Raw genomic sequence first — 16,737 nt, 5'->3', positions numbered from 1 at the left:
ACTCCCCTCGACGTACGGCGCGCTCGTGGCGGGCCCCACCTCAAACCTTAAGGCACCGGTGCCGGGGCGGGAGTCAGAAGTCGGGGACCGCCGACAGCGCGTCCTTGGTGCGCTCGTGGACCTGCAGGACGCGGAGCGCCGTCGCGACGTCCGGCACCTCGATCACGTTGAGCTCGCCCTGGCCGCGGTCGGCGCGCACCCGGCGCCGGCCCTCGGAGTCGGGCTCGGCGGGCACGACGGCCGTGCGGAACCCGAGCCGGGCTGCTTCCGCGAGCCGCTGGGGGAGGTCGCGGACCCGGCGCAGCTCACCGGAGAGACCGATCTCGCCGAGCGCGACCACGCCCGCCTCGACCGGCATCACGAAGTGCGCGGAGGCCAGGGCTACCGCGACCGCGAGGTCGCTGGCCGGGTCGATGAGCCGCGCACCGCCGACCGTGGAGGCGAAGACGTCGTGCTGCCCGAGCGCGATCCGGCAGTGCTGCTGCAGCACGGCGAGGACCATGGCGAGCCGGGAGCCGTCCAGCCCGGAGGTGGTACGGCGGGGCCGGTCGGCCGCGGTCGTGGTCACCAGCGCCTGCACCTCGGCCAGCAGCGGCCGGCGGCCCTCCATCGACACCGCCACGCAGGTGCCGGCGACCCGGCCGTGGTGCTGCTCCACGAACAGCCCGGTCGGGTCCTGCACCGCGGTGATGCCGTCGGCGGACAGGTCGAAGCAGCCGACCTCGTCGACCGGTCCGAACCGGTTCTTCACGGCGCGGACCATCCGGAACCGCGAGCTCCGGTCGCCCTCGAAGTGCAGCACGACGTCGACCAGGTGCTCCAGCACGCGTGGCCCGGCGATCGAGCCGTCCTTGGTGACGTGGCCGACGAGGACCACGGTGATGTCGCGCGTCTTGGCCACCCGCACGAGGGCAGCGGCGACCTCCTTGACCTGGGTCACGCCACCCGGCACGCCGTCGACGCCGGCGGCACCGATGGTCTGCACGGAGTCGATCACCAGCAGCGCCGGCCGGACCTGCTCGACGTGGGTGAGCACGGCGCCGAGGTCGGTCTCGGCGGCGAGGTAGAGCTCGTCGCGCACGGCCTGGGTGCGGTCGGCGCGCAGCCGGACCTGGGCCGCCGACTCCTCGCCGGTGACGTAGAGCGTGCGCTGGCCACGGCCCGCCGTGCGGGCGGCCACCTCGAGCAGCAGGGTCGACTTGCCGACGCCGGGGTCGCCGGCGAGCAGCACGGCAGCACCGGGGACCAGTCCGCCGCCGAGCACCCGGTCGAGCTCGGGCACCCCGGACGGGTGGTGCAGGGCCTGCTCGGCCGAGACCTTCCCGATCGGCACCGCCGGCGACGTCACCGGCGCGGACTGCGTCCGTCCGGTCGGGGCAGCGGCCCGCTCGGCCACCGAGCCCCACGCCTGGCACTCGCCGCAGCGGCCGACCCACTTGGCGGTGGACCACCCGCACTCGCTGCAGACGTAGACCGCGCGGGTCGAGCGTGTGTTCGAAGAGGCCATGGGCCCGACGTTAGGCGATCCGTCCGACACAGCCGCGCCCGACACGGCAGCGCCGTACCCTTGCGTCGAATTCGATCGATCAAGTCGCGAGGGAGGTGGGCCGTGGTCGACGACCAGCCGCCGCTGCCGCCGACGCTCGCCGACGTCGCCGAGCTCGCCGGCGTCTCGCGGCAGACGGTGTCCAACGCGATCAACTCGCCAGCGCTGCTGCGGCCCGAGACGCTGGCCCGCGTCCAGCACGCGATCGAGGCGCTGGGCTACGCCCCCAACCGCGCGGCCCGGCACCTGCGGACCGGGTCGTCGCGGCTGATCGGGCTGCGGATGTCGCCCGCGCAGGAGTTCACCGCCGACGCCACGATGGACCGCTTCGTGCATGCGCTCGTCGAGGCGAGCCGCGAGGCCGGCTACCACGTGCTGCTGTTCTCCGGGGGTCCGGTGGTGGCGGGGGAGCGTCCCGACCTGCTGGCGGGCTACGACGCGCTGCTGCGCTCGACCGCGGTCGACGCCTTCATCGTCACCGACACCTACCTCGGCAACCCGCAGGCCTCCTGGCTCGCCGAGCGGCGCGCGCCGTTCGTGGCGTTCGGGCGTCCGTGGGACGACGAGACGAGCGGGCATCCCTGGGTCGACGTCGACGGCGCCGCGGGCACCCGGCTCGCCACCGAGCACCTCCTCGAGCGCGGCCACCAGCGGATCGCCTGGCTCGGGTGGCGCGAGGACTCCAGGCTCGGCGAGGACCGCCGGGCGGGCTGGGAGCAGGCGATGGCGGCCCGCGGCCTGGCGACCGACGGTCTCGCCGTCCGGGTGGAGGACACCCTCGACGCGGGTTGGACCGCCTCGGCCGCGCTGCTCGACACCGCGGCGCCGACGGCCTTCGTGTGCGCGTCCGACACCCTCGCGATCGGCGTGCTGCACACCCTCGTGGCGCGCGGGCTGCGCGCCGGCCCGGACGTGGGCGTGGTCGGGTTCGACGACTCCCAGGTCGCGCAGGTGGTGCCGCCCGGCCTCACCTCCGTGCGCCCCCCGCTCGAGCAGGTCGCCGTCGAGCTGGTCCGCGCCCTGCGCCGCCTCCTCGCCCACGAGCCGCACCAGGCGGAGGGCGTGCTGCTCACGCCCACGCTCGCCGTACGCGGGTCGACGGCGCGGGGCTGAGGGCCTGCAGGTTTCCCAAGGGATGCAGGAAGACCTGCGCTTCCCCATGGTTGTACGGCGTGGGGAGCGCAGAGGTCGCTGCATCCCTTGGGAAACCTGCAACGCCGCCGCCGGGCTCAGCGCGCCAGCGACCCGAGGACCTCGAGCATCTCGTCGACGGATCCGGCCGGGTCGGTGATCGGCATCTGCACGTGCCGGACGGTGCCGGTGGGGTCGACCAGCAGCGACTGCCGCTTGAAGCGGTCGACCCCGGCGGCGCGGAACATCGGCAGTCGCAGCGAGGCACCGAGCCGGGCGTCCTCGTCGGAGAGCAGCAGGAAGGGCAGCGCCGCGAGGTCGGCGAAGGCCGCCTGCTGGTCGGGCCGCTGCGTGCTCACGCCGTAGACGCCGCAGCCGAGGTCGGCGAACGCCGCGTGCCGCGCGGCGTACGTCGTCGACTCGAGCGTGCAGCCCGCCGCGCCGGGGATCTCGTCCCACCGCGGGGGGTAGCCGTGCACGTCCGGGGCGAAGGCGCCGGGAAAGAAGTAGAGGACCCGCCACCCGTCGCCCGCGACGGGCACGGACGACCCGTCGTGCGCCGAGAGCGTGAGCGGGGGCACGGTGCTCCCGGTGAGCGCGCGCACCCGGTCGGCCTCGCGCGATCCCGCGCCGGCCGTCGCCGTCACCGAGCCGTCGCCGAGGAGGAAGCGGTCGCCGTACTCCTGCATGGCGACGAGCACCGGCAGCAGGCCCTCGCCCCGGTCGGTCAGCAGGTAGTCGTAGCGCACCGGCCGGTCGGAGTACGGCGACCGGCGCAGCACGCCGTGGTCGACCAGCGAGACCAGCCGCTCGGCCAGCGCCCGGCGGCTGATGCCGAGCGCACGCTGCAGCCCGTCGAAGCGGGTGGTGCCGCCCGCGACGTCGCGGACGATCAGCCACGACCACCAGTCGCCGACGACGCCGAGCGTCTGCGCGATGCCGCAGTCGGCGTCCGCGAGGTCGTCGTACCTCATGGCCGGCTCCTTCCCTGGACCGCGCTCAGTGTAGTAGGTTCCAAAATGGAATGTACTGATCGGAAGGACTCTCGTGACGACGACCGCCGACGCCACCACGGCCGTGTCCCGGCAGTTCTGGACCTATTGGTCGGCGTCGAGCGCATCGTCGGTCGGCTCGGCGGTCACCGGTGTGGCCCTGCCGCTGACCGCCGTGCTGGTGCTCGGTGCGAGCGCCCTGCAGATGGGCCTCCTCGCCGCGGCGGCGTACGTCGCCTGGCTGGTGATCGGCCTGCCCGCCGGCGCGCTCGTCCGGCACCTGCCGCTGCGGGGCACCCAGGTCGCGATGGACGTCGTCCGCGCGCTCGCGATCGGCTCGGTCCCGGTCGCCTGGTGGCTCGGGAGCCTGTCGATCGCGCACTTGATCGGGGTCGCCCTGGTCATCTCCTTCGCCGACGTCGTCTTCTTCGTCGCGAACTCCACGTTCCTTCCCAGCGTGGTGCCGAAGGAGCAGCTGCAGGCGCGCAACAGCCTGATGAGCGGCACCCACGCGGTCTCCCAGCTGGGCGGACCCTCCCTCGGCGGCGTGCTCGTGCAGCTGCTCGGTGCGGTGCCGACCCTGCTCGTCGACAGTGCCAGCTACCTGGTCTCGGCCGCACTGCTCCGATCGCTGCCCGACCGCACGTCACCGCGCGAGGAGTCGCGCGCCCCGATCGTCGAGCAGATCCGGGAGGGCTGGCACTTCGTGACCCGGCACCCGGTCATGAACCCCTGCCTGTGGGACGCCACCGCGACCAACTTCGTGTGCGGAGGGCAGATGGCGCTGTTCGCGATCTACCTGGTCCGCGTGGTCGATGCCCCGGCCGGGCTGGTCGGCTTCCTGCTCGCCGCCGAGGGGGTCGGCGCGCTCGTCGGCGCCTCCGTCTGCCCGGCTCTCGTACGGCGGATCGGCTCGGCGCGCGCCTGCCTCGCCGGCGGCGTCGTCTCGGTCGGTGGCGCGTTCCTCATCCCGCTCGGGAGCGGCGCCGCGGCCTGGCTGCTGTTCGCGCTGGGGAACGTGGTCTTCGCCGGCGGGGTCGTCGTGCTGAGCACGACGACCCGTACCTACCGTCAGGTCGCGACCCCGCCGGAGCTGCTGTCCAGGGTGCTCGCAACGGTCCGCTTCGTCTCCTGGGGGGCCATTCCGGTGGGTGGCGTCGCCGCCGGAGCGCTCGGCGGCTGGCTCGGGCCCCGCCCGGCGCTGTTCGTCCTGGCGGCCCTGAGCGTGCTGTCGCCGCTCGTGCTGTTCCTCAGCCCGATCCGGCGGATGCGGGACTTCCCGGACGACGCGACGGTCCAGACCAGTCGCGACCTGATCTGAAAGACCATTCCCCCGAGAACGTGTTCTCATTTATGGTGCGAAAATGTCCCGTGCTCCCCGGGCGGTCTCACCTGTCGCCCTGCTCGCGCTCCTCGCGGGCGCCCTCGTCGGTCTCGTCGCCCCCGTAGCCCTCGCGCCGCCGGCCTCCGCGCACGTCGAGCGGCCGTCGTACTGGCCCGACCCCAAGCCCGACTGCTCGGTCTCGCCGTGCGCCGGTGGCAAGGTGCCCGACGTGCGGTCGCTCGCGTCGGCGCTGGACACCTCGCAGCCGGGCGACACCCGGGTCGTCTGCAAGGACGACTCGCTGCAACGGCTGCAGGACTCGATCGACGCGGCGCGGCAGCACGGCTACTACGTGCGCCCGACCGAGCACCACACGCTGAGCCAGGCGCAGGCCGACCAGCTGCTCGCGGTCAACCAGCAGCTGTTCGCGATGTGCAGCTACGACGAGATCCAGCCCGCGGTGAACGACTCCGGCAACAACGACCGGGTCGTCGTGATGCCGGGCCTCTACACCGAGCCGACCGCGCGGTCGCAGCCGACGCACGACCCCGCCTGCGCGCAGTACGCGATCCCGTCCGACAGCGGCGACCCCGGCGCGCTGAGCCACGACTACCAGATCCACTGCCCCAACGACGCGAACCTGGTCGCCGTGATCGGCCGCGGGCCGGACACCGCCCCGCCGCCGAGCCCGCCGCTGACCAACCGGCACGGGATCCCGAACGTCGGCCCCTGCATCCGCTGCAACCTGCAGCTGGAGGGCTCGGGCGTCGGTCCCGACGACGTGGTCGTCGAGGCGGGCGACGCCTCCGCCGGCGACGGCGGCCCGTCCGCGGTCGGCAACCAGAAGGACGTCGGCATCTTCGTGGACCGGGCCGACGGCTTCGTGCTGCGCAACCTCGTCGTGCGGCACGCCCGCGAGCACGACGTCTACATCCTCGAGACCGACGGCTACCGGTTCAGCCAGTTCAAGACGTTCTACGCCGGCGGGTACGGCGTGCTCACCTTCGTCGAGGACCACGGCGTGATCGAGCACTGCGAGGCCGCGGGCAACGGCGACTCGGGCATCTACCCCGGGTCCGGGGCGGACAGCACCGACCACCGGTACCTGCCGTTCTACCCGCAGTGGCGCTACAGCCAGGTGATCCGCGACTGCGACATGCACCACAACACCGGCGGCATGTCCGGCACCGACAGCCACGGCACCCTGATCACCCACAACAACTTCTACGACAACGCGCTCGGCTTCACCGTCGACGTATTCACCGCGCCCGGGCACCCGGGCTACCCGCAGCACGGCAACACCTTCAGCAACAACAACTTCTACGACAACAACTTCAACCCCTACGTCGCCGGCAGCGACGTCGCCCCGTTCATCCCGGCGCCGGTCGGGACCGGCGGCTGGATCGCCGGCGGCAACGAGAACCAGGTCGTCGGCAACCACTTCTGGAACAACTGGCGGCGCGGGCTGATGATCTTCGCCGTGCCCGACGCGACCGTCTGCGGGCCGCCCCCGGTCGGCTCCAGCACGCCCGTCCCCGGCTGCAACCCGCTCAAGGTCTCGACGTCCTACAACAACCGGGTCCACGGGAACGTGATGGGTGTCGACCCGCAGGGGCACGTGAAGCCGAACGGCGTGGACTTCTGGTGGGACTCCTTCCTCGGCAACACCGGGAACTGCTGGTGGGGCAACAAGGCGGCGCCGGGCAAGAAGGTCACCTCCTCGCCGGGCTACCTGCCGTCCTGTGCCAACGGGACCAACCCGCGACTGAGCGTCGGGACCACGTTCCTGCCCAACGAGCTCGAGCTGGTCGGCTGCGAGGCGGGCTTCACGCTCGCGGGCTACCCGGACGGCAGCGACCTGGCCTGCAACTGGACCAAGACGCCCCCGCAGCCCGGCACCGCCGCGCGCGCTCGACCGGTCGCCGCCCATGCGCACCACCAGGTACGGCGGCAGCAGTTCGCCACGCTCTGCGCGATGGGGCTGGCGCGCAGGCTGTGCTCGGCGTACCAGGACCAGCTGCCGGACGTGCCGCTGCAGTTCCGCGCGGCGGAGCCGACCAACGCCGTGCTGATGACGAAGCCGTCCTTCAGCCCGGGCCGGTTGAGCACGTTCACGTGCGACTGGTGGCGCTCGGCCGACGACTCCGCCAAGCACGGGATGGTGCAGCGGATCCGGAAGTTCGCGTCGGGTCCGGTCAACGGCGGCCGCGGGTCGGCGCAGTTCGGCTACGGCGCCGCGCTGACCGACAACCAGGCTGCCTGGCTGTTCGACGACCGGTGCAGCACCTTCCAGGCCGGCCCGTTCGCGCTGTACAAGCTGTACGGCGCGGCCGCGCCCTTCGCGGCGGCGTTCCAGTAGGAGGGTCCGGACCGCTTCAGTACGTGCGGGACCAGAGGTCGACCGCGTAGTCGACCTCGAGCCCGTCGTGGTGGCGCAGCACCTGCTCGGCGACGTCGGCAGGGAGCTCGATCCGCACGACGGCCTCGAGGTCGGCGCGCGAGCCGAACCGCCAGCCCATGTCGACCCGGGTCAGCGTCCAGCCGCGGGTGGTCCAGAACCGCTCGATCTCCGCGGGCGCCGGCAGGTGCGCGTAGCCGCGCCGGAACCACGCACCGAAGGTCGACCGCGAGCCGTCGTTGTCGATGACCAGCGCGACCCCGCCGCGACGCAGGACCCGGTCCAGCTCGGCGAGGCCGGGCTCGCAGCCGGGACCGAAGAAGTAGGCCCACCGGGCGTGCACGACGTCGACCGACGCGTCGGGCAGGGGCAGGTCCTGCGCCGCGCCGGCGAGCAGGGTGACGTTGTCGAGGGACCGGGTCCGGCGTGCGGCCAGGCGCAGCAGGTCGGGGTGCGGCTCGACACCGATCGCCCGGGCGGCCGTCTCCGCGAACCGCGGAAGGTGGAAGCCGGTGCCGCAGCCCAGGTCGAGCACGGTCCGGCCGGCCCAGTCGGCGCGGGCCTCCATCGCCGCCCACAACCGGCCGTCCGGGTCGGCGGCCCGGTTCTCGATCTCGTACGTCGCCGGCGTCCGCCAGATGTTGGGGCTCGGGATGGCGCCCTTGACGGGGTTCATCCCGTGGGTCAGATGCGGACGAGTCCGGCGGGGGTCTGCACCTGGGCGGCGAGGATGCCGGGGGTTCCGTGCGGGGCGACCCACTCGACCTTGACGTCCTCGAGCGGGGCCTCGACGGGCTCACCGAGCCACTCGCTCACCCGCTGCGGGTCACCCGCGATCTCGATGCCGGCCAGCGAGATGCTGCCGTCCGCACCGGCCGACGGGTGCAGGTCGTCGTCGTTCTCCCAGTGGATGAAGAACGGCAGCTGCGGGTCGGCGATCAGGCCGTTGACGCCGATCTGCTTCCAGCGCAGCTCGGTCCCGTCGGGACGGTGCCGGCTGCCGACCACCGCGGGGCGGCCGAGGCGCTCCTCGACCGGGGTCAGGTCGTCGACCGCGACCACCCAGCCGAGCCAGCCGCCGCCGAACGCGGAGCGGGCCTTGACGGCCTGGCCGAACGGCGCCTTGTCCGATGCGGGGTGGTCCAGCGCCTCGACGACCTCGAGGTAGGTCCGGTCCGCCATCGGCAGGATCATGTTGCGCGTGCCGAACCGCGGGTGCACCCCGCCGTCGGTGAACTCCCGCCCGATCGCCTGGGCGAGACGAGCCGCGGTGGCCGCCAACCCGTCGGGTCCGGCGGCGTACGAGAGATGGTCGAGGCGCATGTCAGACATTGTCGACATGCGTCCGCCCGTTCGAGTAATCGGGGTGGGGTTCTCTCGATGTCGAGCAATCGAACCCTCACGTGGAGCACCTCGAACCGTCGGTTCGGGCCGCGCGAACTGACGGCTCGACGTGCTCGAAGTGAGGGTTCAACCGGCGGGGTGGATCGCGAGGGCCGACCGTGACCGCAGGTGTGCCTCGCAGTGCCGGGCGAGCTCGTCGTACGCCGCCCGCCCCATCAGCTCGACGAGCTCGGGCTCGTGGGTGACGTAGACCGGCTCGACGGCGACGTGCGCCTCGGTGTTCCCGGAGCAGTACCAGTCCAGGTCGTGGCCGCCGGGACCCCAGCCGCGGCGGTCGTACTCGCCGATCGATACCTCGGTGTAGGACGTGCCGTCCTGCCGCTCGACGGTCCGGAAGGTGCGCCGGATCGGCAGCTGCCAGCAGACGTCCGGCTTGGTCTCCAGCGGGTTGCGGCCCTGCTCGAGCGCCAGCAGGTGCAGGGCGCAGCCGGCGCCGCCGCCACCCGTCGGCGGGGCGAAGTCGCTGCGGTTGTGGAACACGCAGCCGCGCTGACCGCCGACCTCGTGCGCCCGGGTCTTCCGCTCCCCGTCCTCGTCGAGCTCGATCCAGTCCTTCTTCTTGACCTTGCGCCCGGGATGGAACTGCCACTGCGCCGGGGTGAGCTGCTCGACGTACTTCTCCACGCGCTTCTCGTCGGCCTTGTCCGCGAAGTGCGCGCCGAGGGTGCAGCAGCCGGTGTCGGGGGAGTCGGCGTAGATGCCCTGGCAGCCCTGGCCGAAGATGCACCGGTAGGACGACGTCAGCCAGGTCAGGTCGCAGCGCAGCACCTCGGAGTCGTCGTCGGGGTTGACGAACTCGACGTAGGCACGGGGGAAGTCCAGGGACACCTCGGGCACCGCGCAAACCTACCCTCTCGAATTCGCCGCCCGCCCACCCTCCGGCTGAGGGCGTCCCGGTGCCGCCGAGGACGCGCTCACGGCGCGGGTGTAGCGGTCGCGCAGGACAGCGAGGTGGTCGACCAGCTCGGCGGGCCGCTCGACCGCGAACTCGAGGCCCAGCATGCTGATCCAGACGGCGACCACCTCGAGGCTGTCGCCGCCGGTCACCAGCACGCTGCGCCCGTCCGGGAGCGACTCGACCGTGCCGACCGCTGGGTTGATCCGGGCGAGCACCTCCTCGGCGGGCGCGTCGATCACCAGTCGCGCGTGCACGGCCCAGCCGGTGCGGGCGACCTCGCGGACGACGAACTCGGTGAGGTCGAACGGCGGCTCCTGCGGCGGGAACGGGCGGCCTCCGGGCGTACGGAGCCGCAGCCAGTCGACGCGGTACGGCGACCACGTGCCCGACGCCGGCTCGCGGGCGACGAGGTACCACCTGCGCTGCCAGCCGACCACGAGGTACGGCTCGATCTCGATCCGCTGGTCCTCGCGGTAGAACGCGCGCAGGCCGCGCCGGTCGCGGACCGCCGCGGCGATCTCGGTGAGCACCGCCGGCGCGACCTCCGGGTCCGCCACGTTGGAGTCGGTGTTGACCGGACCGGACGTGGTCGCGTCCCGCACCGCCGCCACCTGCCGGCGGAGCCGGTCCGGCAGCACGTGCTCGAGCTTGCTCAGTGCCCGCCCGCCGCTGTCCTCGAAGCCCGCGACGCCGGTGACGGTGCGCAGCCCGACCGTGACGGCGACCGCCTCCTCGTCGTCGAGCAGCAACGGCGGCAGCTTCGCCCCTGCTCCGAGGCGGTAGCGACCGCCGCGGCCGCGCACCGCGTCGACGGGGTAGCCGAGCTCGCGCAGCCGGGCCACGTCGTTGCGGACGGTGCGGTCGGTGACGCGCAGCCGCGCCGCGAGCTCGGGACCCGTCCAGTCGACCCGCGACTGCAGCAGCCCGAGCAGCTCCAGCACCCGCGCGGAAGTTCCTGCCACGCGCCGCATTTTAGCGGAAAGAAACGTTCCTGAATGGTTCCTAGCGTGGTGCTCACCAGGTCGGATCCGCCGGCCCCACCGAGAGGCAACAGCCATGGACGAGCAGGTCACCCCCTTCCGCGTCGAGGTTCCCCAGGCCGACATCGACGACCTCCGCGAGCGGCTCGCCCGCACCCGGTTCGCGCCGGCCGTGCCCGGAGACAGCTGGGACTACGGCACCCCCGAGTCCTACCTCCGCGACATGGTCGCCCGGTGGCAGGACTTCGACTGGCGCACCGTCGAGGCGCGGCTGAACGCCCACCCCGGCTTCGTCACCGAGGTCGACGGTCAGCGGATCCACTTCCTCCACGTCCGCTCCGCGGTCGAGGGCGCGACGCCGCTGCTCCTCGCCCACACCTACCCCGGCTCGGTGCTCGACTTCCTGGACATGATCGACCCGCTCGTCGACCCCGAGGCCCACGGCGGCCGCCCGGAGGACGCGTTCCACGTCGTGGTGCCGTCGATGCCCGGCTTCGGCTGGTCGACCCCGGTGGTCGACACCGGCTGGACGATGGAGCGCGTCGCCCGGGCCTACGACACCCTCATGCGCAGGCTCGGCTACGACTCCTACGGCGTGCACGGCAGCGACGGCGGCGCGATGGTCGGCCGCGAGCTCGCCGTCCTCGACCCGGAGGGCTTCCTCGGCGCCCACGTGCTCCAGCTGTTCTCCTTCCCCTCCGGCGACCCGGACGAGATGGCCGACTTCGGGCCCGAGGAGTACGCCGCCCTCGCGCACCTGCAGTGGTTCCAGTCGGTCGGCGGCTACAACGCGATGAACGGGACCCGGCCGCAGACCGTGGCCGCCGGCCTCGCCGACTCGCCGGTCGCCGTGCTGGCCTACAGCGAGCTGTTCGAGAGCTTCGGCAACGGCACCAGCCTCGTGACGCCGGAGCAGGTGCTCGCCCAGGCGACCCTCTACTGGCTGACGAACACCTACGGCTCCGCGGCGCGCTACCACTTCGAGGAGCAGCGGGCCCAGCGCGAGCCGGTGGTCAGCCGGGGCCGGATCGGCGTCGCGGTGTTCAAGGACGACTTCCGGACGATCCGCCCGCTGGCCGAGCGCGACAACGCCCGGATCGAGCACTGGTCGGAGTTCCCTGCGGGAGGCCACTTCGCCGCGATGGAGGTGCCGGGCGACGTCGTCGGCGACCTCCGCGTCTTCTTCGGCCGGGCCTGAAGGGCGGTCCGCCACGGGTGCGTGCAGCGCCCGTGGCGGTACCGTGGGGGCATGCGGCTGGGCGTGCTCGACATCGGCTCGAACACCGGGCACCTGCTCGTGGTGGACGCGCACGACGGGGCCGCGCCGCTCCCCGCCTACTCCCACAAGCAGCCGCTCCGGCTGGCCGAGCACCTCGACGAGTCCGGGGCCGTCACGAAGAGCGGGATCGACGCCCTCACGGAGTTCACCGCCGAGGCGCTGGTCGTCGCGGAGGAGCGGGGCTGCGAGGAGATGCTGTCCTTCGCGACGTCCGCCGTCCGCGACTCGGTCAACGCCGACGCGGTCCTGTCCCACGTCAAGAAGCGCACCGGCGTCGCCATCGAGGTGCTGTCCGGCGAGGACGAGGCGCGGCTCACCTTCCTCGCCGTACGGCGTTGGTTCGGCTGGTCCGCCGGCAGGCTCACCGTCTTCGACATCGGCGGCGGCTCGCTGGAGATCGCCGCGGGCGCCGACGAGCGGCCGGACGTGGCGCAGTCACTGCCGCTGGGCGCCGCGCGGCTCGCCCGCTCCCACTTCGAGGACGCGATCGGCGAGGACGACCTGCGGACGATCCGCAAGAAGATCCGGGCCGCGATCGCCAGGGACGCCGGCTACGTCCTGCGTGCCGGCGCGACCCACCGCGCGGCGGCCACGTCGAAGACCTTCCGCTCGCTCGCGCGGATCTGCGGGGCCGCTCCGTCCGACCGCGGCCCGCTGGTGCCGAGGACGCTGCCGCTGGCCGACCTGCGCGACTGGATCCCCAAGCTGGTGGCCATGTCGACGACCGAGCTCGCCGAGCTGCCGGGGGTCTCGCCGAGCCGGACGCACCAGATCGTCCCGGGCGCCCTGGTCGCCGAGGCGTGCATGGACATCTTCGACCTGCCCGAGCTGGAGATCTGCCCGTGGGCGCTGCGCGAGGGTGTGATCCTCGAGCGGATCGACAAGCTCTCGGTCGCCGACGAGGTGTGAGCGTGACGCGCCCCCGCATCGGCCTGTCGACCGTGTCGGTCTACCCGGAGTCGACCGCGCACGCCTTCTCCTACGCCGCCCGCACCGGCTACGAGGCGATGGAGATCATGGTCGGCATCGACGCCCTGTCCCAGCAGGCCGCCGCGATCAAGCAGCTCTCCGAGCACCACGGACTGCCGGTGTCGGCCGTGCACGCGCCCTGCCTGCTGTTCACCCAGCGGGTCTGGGGCCTCGAGCCGTGGGGGAAGCTCGAGCGCTCGGCGGAGATGGCGCACGAGGTCGGCGCCGAGGTCGTGGTCGTGCACCCGCCGTTCCGGTGGCAGAAGGACTACGCGCTCGGCTTCGTCGAGGGCATCGCCGCTCTGGAGGAGACGACGGGGATCGCGTTCGCGGTCGAGAACATGTACCCGTGGCGGGCCTCGCAGCGCCGCCGCCTCGAGATGTACCTGCCCGGCTGGGACCCCTCCGACGAGCCCTACGCCAACACCACGATCGACCTCTCCCATGCGGCGATCGCGGGCGACGACGTCGTCGCGATGGCCGAGCGGCTCGGGCCGCGGCTGCGGCACATCCACCTCACCGACGGCACCGGCTCGCCCAAGGACGAGCACCTGGTGCCGGGCCGCGGCGAGATGGGCGCGGACCGGTTCCTGCGGCACCTCGCGGCGACCGGGTTCGGGGGCGAGGTCGTGCTCGAGATCAACACCCGCCGCTGCCGGTCGACCGCCGAGCGGGAGGACGACCTGCGGGAGTCGTTCGAGTTCGCCGCCGAGCACCTGAGCGCCGTACCGGCTCCCTCGGAGCAGTGACCGCGGCGCCCGCGGGCCGTCGCGGCCGTCGCCCCGGCAGCCCCGACACCCGGGCCGCCATCCTCGCCGCCGCGCGCGAGCGCTTCGCCGCCGAGGGCTTCGCAGGTACGACGATCCGCGCCGTCGCCGCCGACGCGGGCGTGGACGCGGCCCTCGTGCACCACTACTTCGGCACCAAGGACGACCTGTTCCTCGCCGCTCTCGCCCTGCCGGTCGACCCGCGGGCGCTGCTCGCGGCGGCGATCATCGGGCCGCCGGAGGAGGCCGCCGAGCCGTTCCTGCGCACCTTCCTGTCGATCTGGGACGACGAGGCGCTCCAGCCCGGGCTGATCGCGACGGCCCGCGGCATCCTCGAGCCCGGCGGGGACCGGCTGATCAGGGAGGGCTTCCTCCCGGTCGTGCTGCTGCCGGTCGGCGAGAGCCTCGGCATCGAGCACCCCGAGCTGCGGATGCCGCTCGTCGCGAGCCAGGTGATCGGGCTGATCCTGGCGCGCTACGTCGTCCGGATCGAGCCGATCGCGTCGATGTCGGTCGACGCCCTGGTCGGGATCTACGGCCCGACCATCCAGCGCTACCTCACGGCACCGCTGCCTCTTGCGCCCGGCGGGGCGCAGGAGGATTATTCAACACATGATGAATAACGCCGTCGAGGTGAGTGGACTCGTCGTGGTCCGCGGGAGGCGGGAGGTCCTGCACGGCCTGGACTTCATCGTGCCCGCGGGAGAGGTCACCGGCCTGCTCGGACCGTCGGGCTGCGGCAAGAGCACCCTGATCCGCGCCGTGGTGGGCGTGCAGGCCCGGGTGTCCGGCTCGGTGCGGGTGCTCGGCGAGCCCGCGGGGTCGCGGTCGCTGCGGGACCGGATCGGCTACGTGACCCAGGCGCCGAGCGTGTACGACGACCTGAGCGTCACCGAGAACGTCGCCTTCTTCGCGCGGGTGCTCGGCGTGGACCGGGCGGAGGTCGAGCGCTGCATCGCCGCCGTCGACCTCGGCGACCACGCCGACCAGGTGGTCGCGCGGCTCAGCGGCGGCCAGCGGTCGCGGGCCAACCTGGCCGTGGCGCTGCTCGGCAGCCCGGACCTGCTCGTCCTGGACGAGCCGACCGTCGGGCTCGACCCGGTGCTCCGCGAGGTCCTCTGGGGCACCTTCCACCGCCTCGCCGACGCCGGCGCGGCCGTGCTCGTCTCCAGCCACGTCATGGACGAGGCGGAGCGCTGCGACCGGCTGATGCTGATGCGGGACGGCGTGATCATCGCGGACGGCTCGCCGACGGCGATCAAGGAGAAGGCCGGGGTCGACGACATCGAGCAGGCGTTCCTGGCGATCGTGCGAGGTGAGGCGGCGTGAGCCCTCGGATCACCCTCGCCGTCGCGGGCCGCGTGCTCGTGCAGCTCCGGCGCGACCACCGCACCCTCGCGATCATGCTCGTCCTGCCCTGCGCGCTGATGACCCTGCTCTGGTGGATGTTCGACGACGCCCCGGGGCCGGTCGACCAGTTCCAGAAGCTCGCGCCGGGACTGCTGGCGATCTTCCCGTTCATCGTGATGTTCCTCGTGACCAGCGTGACCACGCTGCGCGAGCGCTCCAGCGGCACTCTCGAGCGGTTGCTCGCGATGCCGATGGGCAAGCTCGACTTCCTGCTGGGCTACGCGATCGCGTTCGGGCTGGTCGCGGCCGTGCAGTCGGCAGCGGCGGTGCTGCTGAGCGTCGGCGCCCTCGGTCTCGACATCGAGGGCGGAGTCTGGCTGCTCACCGTGGTCGCGGTCGTCGACGCCGTCCTCGGTTCGGCTCTCGGCCTGTTCGTGAGCGCGTTCGCACGCACCGAGTTCCAGGCGGTGCAGTTCATGCCCGCGGTCGTCGTACCCCAGATCCTGCTGTGCGGGCTGTTCATGAGTCGCCCGCTGATGCCCGACGTGCTGGAGGCGATCAGCAACGTGCTGCCGCTGTCCTACGCGGTCGACGCGATGACGGCCGTCCGCGACGACACCGCCACCGGCGACGTCTGGGGAGATCTCGGCATCGTCGCCGCCTTCGTGCTCGCCGCCCTCGCCCTCGGCGCCGGCACCCTGCGTCGCCGCAGCGATTGAGGACAGCCACCGTCACCGCCGTACCGTTGGGGGCATGCGGCCCGTTCGAGACACGCTCCTGCTGCTGGCGCGGAGCGGAACGATCAAGCGTCTGGTGTCGTCGATGCCGGTGTCGGCCGGGATCGTGCGGAGCTACGTTCCCGGGGAGTCGGTCGACGACGTCGTCGCGGCGGTCGAGGCCCTGGCGGCCGACGGCCTGACCGCGACCATCGACCACCTCGGCGAGGACACGACCGACGTCGCCGACGCGGACGCGACCGTCGAGGCCTACCGAGAGCTGCTCGCCCGGCTCTCCGCGGCCGGGCTCACCGGCAAGGCCGAGGTCAGCGTGAAGCTCACCGCGATCGGGCTCGCCCTCGACGGGGCGCCGGGCGGCGGTCACAAGATCGCCCTCGACAACGCTCGCGCCATCTGTCGCGCGGCCCGCAACGCAGGCACCACCGTGACCCTCGACATGGAGGACCACACCACCACCGACGCGACGCTCGCCGTGCTGCGCGAGCTGCGCAAGGACTTCCCCGAGACCGGCGCGGTCGTGCAGGCCTACCTGCACCGCACCGAGGCCGACTGCCGCGCGCTCGCCCACGAGGGCTCGCGGGTCCGCCTCTGCAAGGGGGCCTACGACGAGCCCGCCGAGGTCGCCTACACCGATGCCACCGAGGTCGACCGCTCTTACGTCCGCTGCCTCAAGGCGCTGCTGAGCGGCGCGGGCTACCCGATGATCGCGACCCACGACCCCCGGCTGATCGAGATCGCCACCTCGCTCGCCAGCCGCTTCGGCCGCGCGCAGGGCACCTACGAGTTCCAGATGCTCTACGGCATCCGGCCCTTGGAGCAGAAGCGGCTGGCCGAAGCCGGAGAGATGGTCCGCGTCTACGTCCCCTACGGCGTCCAGTGGTACGGCTACCTGATGCGCCGGCTCGCCGAGCGGCCGCAGAACCTCTCGTTCTTCCTGACCTCGCTGGTCTCCAAGAAGTAGC

The 16,737-nt window shown here is 72.7% G+C and carries 16 protein-coding genes; 10 read left to right on the top strand and 6 right to left on the bottom strand.

Translation table 11 applies throughout. The features are described from left to right. Window positions 1–73 precede the first annotated feature (73 nt). A complete protein-coding gene (gene radA / locus ABD709_RS08645; RefSeq protein ID WP_344774342.1) occupies window positions 74–1,507 on the bottom strand; it encodes a DNA repair protein RadA in 1,434 nt (477 codons plus the stop codon). A gap of 102 nt (window positions 1,508–1,609) precedes the next feature. Here radA and ABD709_RS08640 point away from each other — a divergent pair, with 102 nt between their 5' ends. Then, a complete protein-coding gene (locus tag ABD709_RS08640) occupies window positions 1,610–2,659 on the top strand; it encodes a LacI family DNA-binding transcriptional regulator (RefSeq protein ID WP_344774340.1) in 1,050 nt (349 codons plus the stop codon). Between the two features lie 116 nt (window positions 2,660–2,775). Here ABD709_RS08640 and ABD709_RS08635 read toward each other — a convergent pair whose 3' ends face one another. Next, window positions 2,776–3,651, bottom strand: coding sequence for a winged helix-turn-helix transcriptional regulator (locus ABD709_RS08635; protein WP_344774338.1), 876 nt, complete (start codon window positions 3,649–3,651; stop codon window positions 2,776–2,778). Window positions 3,652–3,724: 73 nt separating this feature from the next. Here ABD709_RS08635 and ABD709_RS08630 point away from each other — a divergent pair, with 73 nt between their 5' ends. Together ABD709_RS08630 and ABD709_RS08625 are read left to right on the top strand one after the other, a co-directional pair. Further along, window positions 3,725–4,990, top strand: a complete 1,266-nt coding sequence (locus tag ABD709_RS08630; RefSeq protein ID WP_344774336.1) for an MFS transporter — start codon at window positions 3,725–3,727, stop codon at window positions 4,988–4,990. Window positions 4,991–5,033: 43 nt separating this feature from the next. Next, a complete protein-coding gene (locus ABD709_RS08625; protein ID WP_344774334.1) occupies window positions 5,034–7,352 on the top strand; it encodes a right-handed parallel beta-helix repeat-containing protein in 2,319 nt (772 codons plus the stop codon). 16 nt (window positions 7,353–7,368) lie between these two features. On the opposite strand, the gene ABD709_RS08620 is transcribed toward ABD709_RS08625, so the two are convergent. The 4 genes from ABD709_RS08620 to ABD709_RS08605 all read right to left on the bottom strand — a co-directional run bounded on the left by ABD709_RS08620 (window position 7,369) and on the right by ABD709_RS08605 (window position 10,655). After that, window positions 7,369–8,067, bottom strand: coding sequence for a class I SAM-dependent methyltransferase (locus tag ABD709_RS08620; RefSeq protein WP_344774332.1), 699 nt, complete (start codon window positions 8,065–8,067; stop codon window positions 7,369–7,371). A gap of 8 nt (window positions 8,068–8,075) precedes the next feature. Beyond that, a complete protein-coding gene (locus tag ABD709_RS08615) occupies window positions 8,076–8,714 on the bottom strand; it encodes a VOC family protein (protein WP_344774330.1) in 639 nt (212 codons plus the stop codon). Between the two features lie 147 nt (window positions 8,715–8,861). After that, a complete protein-coding gene (locus ABD709_RS08610) occupies window positions 8,862–9,632 on the bottom strand; it encodes a DUF3109 family protein (protein WP_344774328.1) in 771 nt (256 codons plus the stop codon). Between the two features lie 9 nt (window positions 9,633–9,641). Beyond that, a complete protein-coding gene (locus ABD709_RS08605; RefSeq protein WP_344774326.1) occupies window positions 9,642–10,655 on the bottom strand; it encodes a helix-turn-helix transcriptional regulator in 1,014 nt (337 codons plus the stop codon). A gap of 94 nt (window positions 10,656–10,749) precedes the next feature. Between ABD709_RS08605 and ABD709_RS08600 the strand changes: the two genes are divergently transcribed. The 7 genes from ABD709_RS08600 to ABD709_RS08570 are packed head-to-tail and all read left to right on the top strand — an operon-like array spanning window position 10,750 to window position 16,736. After that, complete coding sequence (locus ABD709_RS08600) at window positions 10,750–11,871, top strand: epoxide hydrolase family protein (RefSeq protein WP_344774324.1); 1,122 nt, start codon at window positions 10,750–10,752, stop codon at window positions 11,869–11,871. 51 nt (window positions 11,872–11,922) lie between these two features. After that, complete coding sequence (locus tag ABD709_RS08595) at window positions 11,923–12,861, top strand: Ppx/GppA family phosphatase (protein ID WP_344774322.1); 939 nt, start codon at window positions 11,923–11,925, stop codon at window positions 12,859–12,861. 2 nt (window positions 12,862–12,863) lie between these two features. After that, window positions 12,864–13,670: a sugar phosphate isomerase/epimerase family protein gene (locus tag ABD709_RS08590; RefSeq protein ID WP_344774320.1), complete on the top strand. Its 807-nt coding sequence runs from the start codon at window positions 12,864–12,866 to the stop codon at window positions 13,668–13,670. Continuing rightward, a complete protein-coding gene (locus tag ABD709_RS08585) occupies window positions 13,667–14,311 on the top strand; it encodes a TetR/AcrR family transcriptional regulator (RefSeq protein ID WP_344774318.1) in 645 nt (214 codons plus the stop codon). Before ABD709_RS08590 ends, ABD709_RS08585 begins: the two co-directional genes overlap by 4 nt. Then, window positions 14,301–15,017: an ABC transporter ATP-binding protein gene (locus tag ABD709_RS08580; RefSeq protein WP_344774316.1), complete on the top strand. Its 717-nt coding sequence runs from the start codon at window positions 14,301–14,303 to the stop codon at window positions 15,015–15,017. The genes ABD709_RS08585 and ABD709_RS08580 overlap by 11 nt, the downstream gene beginning before the upstream one ends. After that, window positions 15,014–15,757, top strand: a complete 744-nt coding sequence (locus ABD709_RS08575) for an ABC transporter permease (protein WP_344774315.1) — start codon at window positions 15,014–15,016, stop codon at window positions 15,755–15,757. Before ABD709_RS08580 ends, ABD709_RS08575 begins: the two co-directional genes overlap by 4 nt. Before the next feature lie 34 nt (window positions 15,758–15,791). Further along, complete coding sequence (locus ABD709_RS08570; protein ID WP_344774314.1) at window positions 15,792–16,736, top strand: proline dehydrogenase family protein; 945 nt, start codon at window positions 15,792–15,794, stop codon at window positions 16,734–16,736. Window position 16,737: the final 1 nt, after the last annotated feature.

Origin of the sequence: Nocardioides panacisoli (assembly GCF_039537325.1) — a bacterium.
Classification (GTDB): domain Bacteria; phylum Actinomycetota; class Actinomycetes; order Propionibacteriales; family Nocardioidaceae; genus Nocardioides; species Nocardioides panacisoli.
The sequence above is the reverse complement of the archived record's forward strand: the minus strand, read 5'-3'. Positions and strand labels throughout refer to the sequence as shown.